This window comes from Prevotella veroralis DSM 19559 = JCM 6290 (assembly GCF_000377625.1).
Taxonomy (GTDB): Bacteria; Bacteroidota; Bacteroidia; order Bacteroidales; family Bacteroidaceae; genus Prevotella; species Prevotella veroralis.
Map to the genome: position 1 here is coordinate 341,027 of NZ_KB898325.1, position 13,650 is coordinate 354,676.

11 protein-coding genes are annotated in these 13,650 nt (G+C 36.3%); all 11 read right to left on the reverse strand.

Going from position 1 to position 13,650, the window contains the following annotated elements; genetic code table 11:
• Positions 1-7: 7 nt before the first annotated feature.
• The 11 genes from D464_RS0101480 to D464_RS0101530 all read right to left on the reverse strand — a co-directional run bounded on the left by D464_RS0101480 (position 8) and on the right by D464_RS0101530 (position 13,545).
• A complete protein-coding gene (locus D464_RS0101480; protein WP_018909832.1) occupies positions 8-1,216 on the reverse strand; it encodes a DUF2027 domain-containing protein in 1,209 nt (402 codons plus the stop codon).
• A 32-nt stretch (positions 1,217-1,248) separates the two neighbouring features.
• Positions 1,249-2,520 carry an S-adenosylmethionine:tRNA ribosyltransferase-isomerase gene (locus D464_RS0101485; protein ID WP_018909833.1) on the reverse strand — a complete coding sequence of 424 codons (1,272 nt, stop codon included), beginning with the start codon at positions 2,518-2,520 and terminating at the stop codon, positions 1,249-1,251.
• A 10-nt stretch (positions 2,521-2,530) separates the two neighbouring features.
• Positions 2,531-3,226, reverse strand: a complete 696-nt coding sequence (locus D464_RS0101490) for a phosphatase PAP2 family protein (protein ID WP_018909834.1) — start codon at positions 3,224-3,226, stop codon at positions 2,531-2,533.
• 26 nt (positions 3,227-3,252) lie between these two features.
• Positions 3,253-5,817: a BatD family protein gene (locus D464_RS0101495; RefSeq protein WP_024985713.1), complete on the reverse strand. Its 2,565-nt coding sequence runs from the start codon at positions 5,815-5,817 to the stop codon at positions 3,253-3,255.
• An 11-nt stretch (positions 5,818-5,828) separates the two neighbouring features.
• A complete protein-coding gene (locus D464_RS0101500; protein ID WP_018909836.1) occupies positions 5,829-6,521 on the reverse strand; it encodes a tetratricopeptide repeat protein in 693 nt (230 codons plus the stop codon).
• Between the two features lie 8 nt (positions 6,522-6,529).
• Complete coding sequence (locus tag D464_RS0101505) at positions 6,530-7,525, reverse strand: VWA domain-containing protein (RefSeq protein ID WP_018909837.1); 996 nt, start codon at positions 7,523-7,525, stop codon at positions 6,530-6,532.
• A gap of 55 nt (positions 7,526-7,580) precedes the next feature.
• A complete protein-coding gene (locus D464_RS0101510) occupies positions 7,581-8,537 on the reverse strand; it encodes a vWA domain-containing protein (RefSeq protein ID WP_004383659.1) in 957 nt (318 codons plus the stop codon).
• 17 nt (positions 8,538-8,554) lie between these two features.
• Entirely contained in the window at positions 8,555-9,586 is a 1,032-nt protein-coding gene (locus tag D464_RS0101515) for a DUF4381 family protein (protein ID WP_018909838.1), read from the reverse strand.
• Positions 9,583-10,455, reverse strand: a complete 873-nt coding sequence (locus D464_RS0101520; protein WP_018909839.1) for a DUF58 domain-containing protein — start codon at positions 10,453-10,455, stop codon at positions 9,583-9,585. The genes D464_RS0101515 and D464_RS0101520 overlap by 4 nt, the downstream gene beginning before the upstream one ends.
• A 57-nt stretch (positions 10,456-10,512) precedes the next feature.
• Positions 10,513-11,508, reverse strand: a complete 996-nt coding sequence (locus D464_RS0101525) for an AAA family ATPase (protein ID WP_009434102.1) — start codon at positions 11,506-11,508, stop codon at positions 10,513-10,515.
• 372 nt (positions 11,509-11,880) lie between these two features.
• Positions 11,881-13,545 carry an AMP-binding protein gene (locus tag D464_RS0101530; RefSeq protein WP_018909840.1) on the reverse strand — a complete coding sequence of 555 codons (1,665 nt, stop codon included), beginning with the start codon at positions 13,543-13,545 and terminating at the stop codon, positions 11,881-11,883.
• Between the last annotated feature and the right edge of the window lie 105 nt (positions 13,546-13,650).

Below are 13,650 nucleotides of genomic sequence, written 5' to 3' on the forward strand. Positions count from 1 at the left end.
TGTTTGATTATTTTATTGTTACCTGGGTAGCTCCATAACCATATTCTCGGAAGGAAGCATCCTGATAAGAAAAATGCTTATACTTATAATTAAGTTCATGAATAAGTGCATGACGCAAGACTCCTTCACCCTTTCCATGGATAAATATTATTTTCTTTCCTTTCTGACTCTTATATTGTTCTATAATACGACGAAAGGTATCAAGCTGATACTCAAGAATATCACTTGATGACATTCCAATAGTAGTTTCGAGTAATTTATCCGCATGAAGATCTATCACTATCTTATCATCATTAAGCATTTGTTTTGCTAAACGAGGGCTCTTCGACTTGTAAAGATTAGCGAGCTTTTTTGCCTTCTCCTCTATCTTTACATCTTCCAAATGATTTGAAAGACTGGCTAATGAGGCTTTAGATATGGCTTCTTCCTTCACTCTTAAAGCCTCGACCATCTGATTTTCTTTTAACTTATCATTCTCTACCAATGTATAAATTAAAGCGGGCTCATCAAAAAAGAGATTGTCACGGAATGTGTTTAACTTGTAAAACTTTACAGCGTCAATATTAACTTGAATATCACAGGTTGGCTTTAATTCAAACACCTTATCACGCTTATATGCATGGAGCTGAATACAACCATGAAGCATATCGTTAAGGTCGGCTAAAGTGAAGTTTTCTATCAATAACTTCATATTAGGTTCCAACTCTCCAACCGCTTTAAGATTCCATTTATCTTCCGTCTTTATCAAATAAGAAAAATGAACATAATAATTAGAATCATTAATAAGATAAGATTTAAAATTTGAAGTTGATAAAGCCTTCGTGTCTTGCGGAACAAACGCAAGATAGAGGGATAACTCATCTCCACCTACACGTTCTTTCACTGGAGCTTCAAAATTGAGAGAAGGGTCATCATCCAACGTAATATCTGTATCAACATTACGCCAATCGTCATTGCCTTCATCATCAACACTAGAAGTACTTAATCTTTGCTTAATACTCCGATTATCCTTACCATCTTCTATCCCTTGCTGGTGCTGATCAATACGCATCTTTGCACGATCAGTAGCACTATCTTCCACGATAACAATCTCATTTATAGGGGTTGGTATCTGAAATCCATCTTCGTCTTCTACCAGCACTATCTTTCCTTTAATACCAGCAATAAATCCACCACCTGTATCACTAAGAAATCGAACTTTGTCTCCTATTTTCATTGCTTATCTTTCTTTTTTGAATAAATATTAGGTTATGGTATCAGTAATGAAGAATCACCATAACTCAAGAATCGAAAATCATGACTAAGTGCATAATCATAAATCTTACGCCAATCGCCCTTGACAAACGCACTAACCAATAATAATAAAGTTGATTGTGGTTGGTGGAAGTTTGTTATCAATGCCTTTACGATCTTATAAGTATAACCTGGAGCAATAATAATTTGAGTACTGGAATGGAGGGCATTTAAGCCATCTCTATCAAGATAATCCAACAGATTTTGGATTGATTCTTCCACAGAAATAACCTTCCCATTGACTTCTACTAATCCCTCAGAATTATGAGGTGAATCATAAGGTTCCCATTGATTTACATGTAAATCATCCTCTGTCGCATTATTGTTAGATGCGAGTTTTACACCCATATAATATAGACTCTCCAGAGTTCTAACACTAGTAGTGCCAACAGCTATAGCTCGGCATTTATGTTTTAAGAGCTTTCTAAGCGTCTGACGACGTACAATAATAAACTCTGTGTGCATATTATGACCTTCTATTTCATGACTCTTTACTGGCTTGAAAGTTCCTGCCCCCACATGAAGGGTAAGTTCCTCACGATCAACACCATGCTCATCCAAAGCCTTCAGCACCTTATCAGTAAAGTGAAGGCCAGCCGTAGGTGCTGCCACTGAGCCTTTAATCTTTGAATAGACTGTCTGATAAGTTTCCTTGTCACTTTCCTCTGTCGCCCGATTAAGATATGGAGGAATAGGCAATTCGCCTACGACTTCAAGAATTTCAGCAAATGATATGTTTGCATTATCCCACTCAAATTGAATCCAATGATTCGTTCCACCAGCTTGCTCCTGCACCTTACTACGATCCATTGTTGCTGTGAGAGTAAGCTTATGTCCTTTAATTTCAAATTCACGCCTTAATGAGCCTTCCTTCCATTTCTTTAAGTTTCCAACCATACAAAACCAAGAACAATCTTTATTCGTTTGAAACATTAGCTCATAGTCGGATGGTGAGGCGGGCTCCATAAGAAAAACCTCTATCAGTGCTCCTGTATCTTTACGAAAGTGCATTCTTGCTTGAATAACTCTCGTATTATTAAATACTATTAAACTATCTTTTGGTAAATATTTAGGGAGGTTATAAAATATATCCTCCGACACATTACCATGGTTGTAAAAGAGTAGTTTACTATGATCACGCTTTGCTAATGGAAATTTGGCTATACGCTCATCAGTAAGTGGATAATTATAATCGGAAATGCAAATATGTTTGGTATCTTCTGACATAATATGGTTTTTATATTAATAATAAAGCACGAAATACCGTATATATAAATGTTAAGACAAGTACAGTTAAGACAAGATCTATATCTGCAAAGCTATAACCTGTACGGGTGTACCGTGTGGAAATATAATGAAGTTTATCACTGAATCGAATGTAAATGCGAAGATATAAAAAATAAATGAGAATGGCAATTGTAGTCCCCAAAATTGCACCAACAAATATATCTGAAGGATAATGTACGCCCAAATATGGACGAGTTAATGATACGATTATAGCCCACAAGAACATGAAACAAGAAAAAATCTTATCACGCACTAACAAACTAAAGAATACAGCTATCAGAAAGGCATTTGCCGTATGGGAAGAGAAAAAACTATAACCGCTTGCACAATAACCATTTACTGGTTGAACGATTCCCTGTAATTCAGGACTATTTAAGGGGCGTGGACGTGCAATAAGGGGTTTTACAATGCCAAGATTCATACCATCAACTATCAATAATCCTACTCCTACGGCACCGACAATAAGCATTATCTTCCACCAATTTTCATTATTTTTTATAACTAAATAAAGTAAAGCTCCATACAACAGTATCCACGTATAAGCAGATGTCAAAGTCACGACTACGTTGTCTAGAAACAAATTATTGCTTCCATTCAGAGTAAGTAGTACGCACTTATCAAGTGTATGTAAAGCTTCAAAACTCATACAAAATTAATGACTAATAAAACTTATTAAATCGCTTCAATACAAGAGGTCTGTACCCAACCTTGTCGACCATCATTAAGTTGAACACCTGTCCATTTACTCAAACCTTGATCAGTAATCTTTACTTTAGATCCTTCATGAAGAATAAATATCTCTTTAGACTTTTGATCAGGTGTTTCTCTTACTACTGCCGATGGTAACATTATGATACCATGATTACTTGCATCTAACAAACATACTTGTTGGATAGCAAAGAATGTGGTAAGAATAAATAGGACAAAAAATAAAGGGAGTGTTCCTCTTGACAATTTCTGTATAAGTTCTTTCTCTACAAAAATATATACCACTAAAGATACTAAAACCAGAAATAGAGAAATAAGACTCAAATAAGCCCAACTATCTACTCTTAATAGATTTACAAGAGCCTTATACCAAGTAACGAAAAACATTTCTGATTCTGGCGTTAACTTATCAATTGTTTTTGATTGAGCCAATTGAAGATTAAAACGAATGTCATCATCACTAGGAGCCAAACGTTGAGCACGTTCATAAGCTAGTACTGCATGAGGTATATTATCGAGACGATAATAACAATTCCCTAAATTATAGTATAAAGCCGCAGACTCGCCTTGTTCCAATAACTTTTCATATCCCTTTACAGCTTGTGCATAGTTTCCCTTTTGATATAATTTGTCAACATCTGACTTAGTTTGAGAGAAGGCATGGATAGGGAGAGCTAATAAAACTATCATCAAGAAGGAAAGAATATTATTATTCTTAGACTTCTGAACCTTTACTTTTTTAATCGTTTCTTCCATATCTGAAATGACTTCCATTGCTACATCAAATGTCTTTTGCATATTCCCTTTCTCATTTCCAGGTGCATAACGCTCATACTCACATTCATCTATAGCCGTAATGAACTTGTCTATAACCTCCATAGGAACATTAATAGCCGTTAATTGCTCACTAATATTATCACGTGACAATTGTTCGACTGGGAGATTTAATTTATCACTAACATAGCCCCAAAGTGCTTGTAAGATTTCATCATAGAACTCTATATTTCTCCCTTTCATCTTTAATAGATTAGCTGAATGCAAACGAGAAGTAGCTATCCTACTTGCATTTTTTCCTCGCTTGAGAACCATATCAACACGATGAGCGAAACGGTCCTTATATCTATAAGCTAAAATAGATCCACTAACAAGTAGTAACAAAAGAATAATATAATATGGAATAGAACCAAAGAAGAAATGACCTACCTTATCCAATGCACTATCCCCAACCTTCAAAGGTAAAATATCTTCATTAGGTAAATCTACTGATAAAATATCTTTAGAACTACCATCACCTCGCATAACCTTCAATTCCATCGGAGAAGTCTGAAGGGTAACATACTTATGCTGAACCAAGTCATAATAAACAAATTTAACTGGAGGAATGGAAACTACTCCTTCTTGTTGAGGAACAATAACTTGGTCATAAATTATATTCCCTTCAACTCCATTCTCTGTTAATTGTGTCTTGTCGGTAATCTTCACATCATATTTTTCAAACCCCTTAGGTATCTGAATAATAGGTTGTTTTATTAACTTCAGATTTCCTGTTCCACTAACTACAACACGAATAGAAACAGGATCACCTGCTTTTACTTCTTTCTTATTTAATTGCCCTGAAAGGTTAAAATGACCAACACCTCCAGAGAAATCAGAAGGGGGAGTTGGTAATGGTAAAACTTTTATCGACAAGCCAGATGCAAGAATATCTTTCTTTATATTCGTGATACCATCATCAATACCAAAGGCTTCAAATGGATTAAAATTATTACTCTCTTGAACTAAACCATGGAAAGTCAAAGCAGGTACTTTTAAAGTTCCTGTCATCTGTGGATACATGACATACTTACTCCATGTAACACAATTATAAACTCGATTATCTACACGCTCTTTATGGAAAGTCTTTTGTTGTGGCAAATTAACTTCTTGGACGTGGAAACCCGTTAAATCAGGCATTTTACCAATTAACTGACGCAGATTCTTTGTTGTATAAACTTTATAAGTTAAAAGGACTGGTTCTTGTTCGTAAACTGTTGTTTTATTTGCAGAAACCTTAATGAATAAATCTTTAGAACTAATGTGTGAAGAGGAAGAACGTGGGTCATCTTGAACGTCATTGTAACTTCCTTTTGAAGAAGCATAAGCTCCCTTTGCATTACCAGATGCATTCATTCTTACAGGCGTAGATGCAATCTCTTGACCATTAACTACAATCTTCGCTGGTCCTATCCCGAGGTTACCCTTTTTTGTAGCCACAAAGACATACGCAAACGTGACTGTAGAGGAACTACTAGCATGACCATTAATAAACTGATAATTAGACTGAGAGGATGTTGCAGGTCCATATACTTTCTCAAGTCCATTAGACAATCTACCTAACTGAAATCTACGAACATCCTGAGTATATACTGTATATTCAACTTGGAACTCCTCTCCCACTGATACATGCTTAGGAGCTACGACACGAACATATTGTGCCTTCATTCCAAGCGTACATAAAAGTATGAAAAGTAAAAATATATATCGCTTCATATTTCTAATAGTTACCAATTTTTATCAAGTTTTTTATCTGAAGGTTGTTGCATTACCTTTGCCAGCCTCTTTTGGGTTTCCTTTTCCTGCTGCATAGCCGCATTCAATAATTGTTCAGCATTACTCTTGCTCATATCATTATTATTGTTTTGAGGCTTTTGCTGAGAATTATCCTTCTTCTTCTGTTTATTATCTTTGTTCGATTGATTCTTATTTTGTTTGTTTTTATTCTGATTATTTTTAGAGCCACCAGAGTTCTTCTTATTATTCTGTTTCTTCTGCTGACGTTGACATAACTCGAAGTTATAACGTGCATTATTATGAGAAGGGTTATCACGCATAGCCTTCTTATAATAATCAATAGCCTTACTATAGTTTTTCTCTCCTTGATAAATAGTACCAAGATTATTATAGCTACTAGCCTGGCGAATAGGATCTGTTTCTAATTTAGCCGCTTTCTCGTAAATCTTTTTTGCCTCTGCATTCTTATGTTGCGCCTGTAAACATCTAGCTAAATTATAATTGCCAATAGCATTATTAGGTTCCTTTTCGATAGCCTTACGATAAAAGACCTCAGCTTGTGCATAGTTCTTTGAGGAAAAGTTCTTATTCCCTTTTCTAATTAACTGATTACTCGTTTGAGCATTAAGCATAACAAACGATATCATCAAAAGACATACTATAAAATAAAGCCGCTTAAACATATACTTATTTAATACTTTCTCTTTCTTTCTAGAATAAAGACATCAATGATGAGTGATAAGACAGCAAGTAGTGCAAACGCTTGGAATTGCTCATCATAATCACTATATACAACATTATTTATCTCTCCCTTTTGAAGTTTTCCAAGTTCTTTCTCCAGAAGGGCATCAGCAACACTACTATTATCTACGTGTATATATACTCCGTGCCCTGCATCAGCTATTTTCTTACACATTTCTTCATTAAGTTGTGTCTTAACAATATTACCATTGGCATCTCTCAAGTCCTCACCATTAGGCATTGGAATAGTAGTTCCTTGTGTAGAACCTATACCAAGTATAAACACCTTAATACCCTTTTCTTGCGCTTGTTTTGCCATAGCTTCTGCACCTCCCTCATTATCTTCACCATCTGTAATGACGACAATCGCTTTACCTGTTTGAGTATTAGGTGTAAAACTGTGCATAGCTAAGTTAATCGCTTTACCTATGTCTGTTCCTTGTGTTCCGATTAATGAAGGATTTATATTATCCAAGAACATCTTTGCTGAAACATAATCACTCGTTATTGGTAGTTGAACAAAAGCGTCACCCGCAAAGACGATTAAACCTAGTTTGTTCTTCGTAAACTTATTCATGAGCCCCTCAACCATAAGTTTACTCTTATCTAAACGTGAAGGTACAACATCTGTAGCCAACATAGAGTTACTGATATCAAGCGCCATAATAACTTCGATGCCCTCTCTACTTGTATTATTTGCAATCTTATTACCAATCTGTGGACGAGCTACTATCAATATAAGCAATGTCAATATTAGTTCTGCTAAAACAAACTTTACCAACTTCCTTCTTGGACTTGCCATAGGAGATAATTGATGCATTAACTTTAGCGAACCAAATCGTTTAAGTCTACGTTTACTTTGGCGAAGAGAATATAGATAAATCATTGCTAATAGAGGTATCAGCAATAACAACCATAAATATGTAGGATTATCAAATCTAAACATTCTTCATTTATCACATTAAATAAGTTATTCACCTTATTATATATAAGCAAATCACTTATGGTAATCTTCTAAAAACCGTCAGACGTAATAGTAAATCTAAACAGAAGATGAATAATGCAAGCCATGCAAAGGGCATATAAGCCTCATGCAAATGACTATAAGCTTTTACTCTCAATTTCGTCTTCTCTAATTTATCAATATCTTGATAAATCTTGGAAAGTTCAGCTTGGCTTTGAGCTCTATAAAACTCTCCATTTGTTGATACAGCTATATTTTGTAATGTCTTATAGTCTATTGCTCCTAAATCTCCTTCCGACTCCTTGCCCAAACCTATAGTATAGATTCTTATACCATATTTCTTAGCTATAGACGCAGCTGTCATTGGAGAGATAGAACCCACATTATTACTACCATCAGTCAACAGAATTATAACCTTACTCTTTGCTTTCGAGTCTTTTAGCCGACTAACCGAATTAGCAAGTCCCATACCAATAGCTGTTCCATCCTGTATTAATCCTTTCACTACTAAATCTGTGCGTACATTATGAAGAAGATTTAATAAAGCGGCATGGTCGACTGTCATTGGACATTGTGTGAAAGCCTCTCCTGCAAATATTGTCAGACCGATGTTATCATTAGGACGTCCACTAATAAAATCTGAAGCCACTTCTTTTGCTACTTCTATACGATTAGGGAACACATCTTCTGTCAACATACTTGCTGAAATATCCATCGTCAACATGATATCAATTCCTTCGGCATCCTTATTATCCCAGGAGTTATACGTTTGTGGGCGTGCTAACACAATGACCACCAAAGTATAAACTAGACAACGCAGAAACATTGGAAGATGGATCATCCGAATCCTCCAACTCTTTGAGATATGTTGATAAGCGAATGTATCGCTCATCTTTATGGTTGGTTCCTTACCTTTACCACAAAGGAAATACCATAATAAATAAGGTATTAACAAGATAAGTAAAAGAAGGTATCCACTATTGGCAAATTCCATTTCTACTTCAATTTACATTACACTAGAAGTCCTACAATCTCTGACACGAAATATATAAACAGAGCCACAGAACAAACTAATAATAATATGATAGCCAACTTGATAATTTTACGAGTACGCTGCCTCCTTGTCTCCTCAGTCTTGTCAACTGTTGGAACAATGTCATCTTTCTTTGTTGTTTCTATGAAACGTACTACATTATCGAAATAGTAGTTCTTATCATTTTCACCCGTTTGGTATTTTGCGAACTTTACGAGATCTACTGTATTGAAAATTTCTTCTAACTCTTTAATATCTATCTCCTTACATTCATCATGTAGTTTATCCAATATTTCAGAAGAGGTCATCTCTAAGGCATTAAACTTATAACGCTTAGAAATATATCTTCTCAAGACATCAGTTACATGAGTATAATAGGTCTTTTGATCTGAATAAGACTTTATTTGTGAGCGAATCTTCTCCAATTCATTAAGTGCTTGTTCATAAGAAGACAATACTCGCTCTTTCTGACTAACCTTACGTCTACTTAATGACTTATAGAGATAATAAGCAAGCCCTAAAAGTATGAGAATCAACAATCCAATTAGAATGACGGGAAGCCACTCGGCGAAAGTAAGGCTGACCTGCTGAATATCATCAGGTGGCATTGGGTTATTCTTGACCGTATCAACAGGAATTGAACGAACATCAAAGCTAATGGCTTTCGTTAAATTCGTCTTACCATTAATAACAACCTTCTGTGCAGGAATGGTATAACGCTTTGCATTCCATGCCGTCAATACATAGGTACGTTTATTCAACTGATGATTAGAAGAATCTGTAACACTACGATTCACCTTTAACACTTCCAAGTCTTGTGCATGCTCTTTCGGCACAATCTGTTTAGGAAAGGAAACTTTTGTACCACGGGGGACATCTACGACAATACTATAACTAGTTCTTCCACCTATCAATATCTGTGTAGAATCAATACTAGCTTTAACATTTATCTGTGCATAGCTGACACCAACTATAGACAATAACGCTATTATCACCAAAAACCTTTTCATCGTCTTCTCTTTAAAAATAACGTTATCAACATCTTGACATAATCGTCATTAGTAGCTATAGCCACACTATCAACGTGACTTTGCGTTAAAGTATCATGCAACCGCTGTTCACGCTCTTCCCAATAGGTATTGTGAGCCTTTCGAACACGAATATCATGTGTATCAACATACATCTCATGTCCTGTCTCTGCATCAATAACTTTCAGCAAACCGACATCAGGCATTACCTTTGCACGTGGGTCATATACTTGAATGGCAACAACGTCATGTTTTCTATTTGTAATACGTAATTCCTGACTAAAATCCTTCCTTGTATAGAAATCGCTAATAACAAAAGCAGTACAACGACGTTTGACAACCTTATTAAGATATTCCAGTCCAACTCCTATATCAGTCTTCTTACTATTTGGTGTGAATGTCAACATCTCTCTAATTAAATAAAGAATATGTTTCCTACCCTTCTTTGGTGGGATATACTTCTCAACGTGATCAGAAAAGAATATAACACCTATCTTATCATTGTTTTGAATAGCCGAGAATGCTAATGTAGCTGCTATCTCCGTCACACATTCACGTTTAAGTTGTCCAGCGGTACCGAAATCTAAAGAGCCACTCACATCTATCACCAACATTACAGTAAGTTCGCGTTCTTCTTCAAAGACTTTTACGTAAGGACGATGAAAGCGACCCGTAACATTCCAATCAATATCACGAACATCATCGCCATACTGATACTCGCGTACTTCGGAAAATGCCATACCTCTACCCTTAAAGACAGAATGATATTGACCAGCAAATATATTCTGGCTTAAGCCTAGAGCTTTAATTTCTATTTTACGTACTTTCTTTAGTAACTCAGTTGTATCCATATACAATGATGAAAACTATCTTTTCTTACAATACACTTAACAATGAAACGAGAATCATTAAGGTACTTGCACCTTGTTAATAATCTCACTAACTATTGTCTCTGTAGTTAAGTTAGCCGCTTCTGCCTCGTATGATAAACCAATCCTGTGACGAAGAACATCATGTGCGACAGCACGTACATCTTCTGGTACTACATAGCCACGGTGCTTGATAAAGGCGTATGCACGGCTAGCTCTGGCAAGATTGATACTTGCACGTGGACTACCACCAAAGGTTATCATCTCTTTCAAGTCTGCTAATTGATAGCGTTCAGGGTATCTTGTAGCAAAGACGATATCAGTAATATACTGCATAATCTTGTCATCCAAGTAAACATCCTCAACAACCTTTCTTGCTTCAAGGATTTCTTTAGTACCAATAACAGGGCGAATTACAGGAGCATTGCCTTGTAGATTCATTCGAACAACAAGTTTCTCTTCATCTAATGTTGGATAATCAAGAACAACCTTCAACATGAATCGATCCACTTGTGCTTCTGGCAACATATAAGTACCCTCTTGCTCTATTGGATTCTGTGTTGCCATAACAAGGAAAGGATCAGGCAAGGTGAATGTAGACTCACCAATGGTTACTTGATGTTCTTGCATTGCTTCCAATAATGCACTTTGAACCTTTGCAGGCGCACGGTTAATCTCATCTGCAAGTATAAAGTTAGAGAAGATAGGTCCTTTCTTTACGTGGAATGTTTCGTCCTTTTGTGAATAGATTTGTGTACCAATAACATCAGCAGGCAACAAATCTGGAGTAAACTGAATACGACTATAGCGCACATCAATGAGCTGTGATAGCGTCTTGATAGCAAGTGTCTTTGCTAGACCAGGGACACCCTCTAATAGGATATGACCATCACTAAGTAAAGATATCAGTAACGAATCAATTAGATGCTTTTGTCCAACTATTATTTGATTCATTCCTGTCGTAAGGTCTGTAACAAAAGAACTCTGCCGTTCGATTCTCTCATTTAACTCTCTAATATCAATAGATTCCGCCATTATCTCACAATTTATATTGTATTTTATGTATCATTCAACGAGTCACAAAAGTACTACATAAAAGCGGATAGGGCGAAGATTTGTGTCTAAATTATATTAAATAAAAACTTAGTATTGTTTTTTAAAGACTTTTTTAATAGAAATAGGTTAACAGCTATGTTTCCATCCTTAAATGAAAGCAATTATAGAAGTGGTTATATGTAAATTTTAATAAGTAATAAATACATATAAAGACAAATATCCTCGTCTATTCGATAAATCAATGATTCTACAAATAGGCAAGGATGTTTGCCTTTATTTATATTATTGACACACTCCAACTTTAGGCTTATGTCATTAGCACCTTAGGTGCTATAAGAGTTTAAACTTACTTTATTCTGTATAGAGATAACGTTTAATAGACTTCTTCGGAGTTTTCTCAAACTCTTCTTCTTGAACACGAATCTCTGACACCTTACAATAAGCTGGTACGATGGTATTCAACTGTGTGCGGTTTTCTTCCATTATATTCTTGATATCCTCCGCATTGAGTCCAAGACTCTGAGCTTCGTCATAATCCGGATGAACCAAAGCTATGAGTTTCTCGCCCTTCTGAATAACCAAACATTCACTTACTAGTGCCAAGGAGTTCAACTTATCCTCTATCTCTTCAGGATAGATATTCTGTCCGTTACTACCGAGCAGTAAGTTCTTGGAACGTCCCTTTATAAATACATTGCCATCCTCGTCCATTAATCCGAGGTCTCCTGTGTGGAACCAACCTTCCTTATCAATGGTACGTGCAGTATCTTCCTCATTCTTATAATAACCCAACAGAACATTAGGTCCCTTTGTAAGAATCTCACCAGCTACATTAGCAGGATCAGGACTATCTATGCGCACCTCTTGATGAAGTGCAGCCTGCCCGCACGATCCTTTTGCAAAGGTATGCCAATCACGATAGCAAATGATTGGTCCACATTCTGTAGCTCCATAGCCAACAGTATAAGGGAACTCTATCATGCGTAAGAAGTTCTCAATCTCTCCATTAAGTGCAGCTCCACCGATGATGATTTCATACAAATTGCCACCAAATGCTTGATAAACCTGCTCACGTATCTTTGCACGAACCTTCTTGTTTATAACAGGCATGTTCAGTAGCAAACGCATCTTGTTGTTCTGAATCTTAGGGAAGACTTTCTTGCGGATAATCTTTTCAATCACAAGTGGCACTGCTATCATAATAATAGGCTTTACTTCTTGCAATGCTTGAGAGATTATAGCAGGAGAAGGAATACGTGTAAGGTAATAAATGTGGACACCTGAAAGGAACTCATAAATAAACTCAAAGGACATGCCATACATGTGTGCCATTGGGAGTATGCTAATAACATTACTTCCAGGTTTGACGACATCTCCAAGTACATGTTTAGCAAAGTCAGTATTACTCCACAATGAACGATAAGGAAGCATTACTCCTTTCGAGTGACCAGTAGTACCACTTGTGTAGTTAATTAACGCCAATTCATCGGGACTTTGCTCACGATAGTAATGTACATGCTCTGGTCGGAAATACTTGGGGTAACGACGTCCAAACTCTTCATTAAGATGCTCGCGAGCATAGGTTAGTTTCTCTGTACGGCTCACTACCAAGGAGTAATCTGGAATATAAATAATACCTTCCAGCTTCGGCATCTTTGTAGCATCAATCTGGGTTACAACAACGTCGCCAACAAATAAAAGTTTTGCATCCGAATGGTTTACAATATTATGTATTTGTTCGGGCATAAACTCATGCAAGATGGGTACAGCTACTGCACCATAGGTCAACACGGCTAAGAAAGAAGCCGCCCAAGCCGAGGAGTTGCGTCCACATAAAGCTATCTTATCACCTTTCTGTACACCACTCGCTTCAAACATGATATGTAGCTTTTCAATCTTTCTGGCAACATCATGATACTGAAGGGTCTTACCCTTATAATCTGTAAGAGCATCCAAGTCCCAATACTTAATGATACTCTTCTCTACTAGTTCATTAAAACTCGAAATCTGTTCCATTGCACATTACTTCAATATGTGCGCAAAGGTACATACTTCTTCGCACATTACAAAATAAAATGTGCATAAATAAAGGTGAACAATGGTTGATATCACGGTGGAACG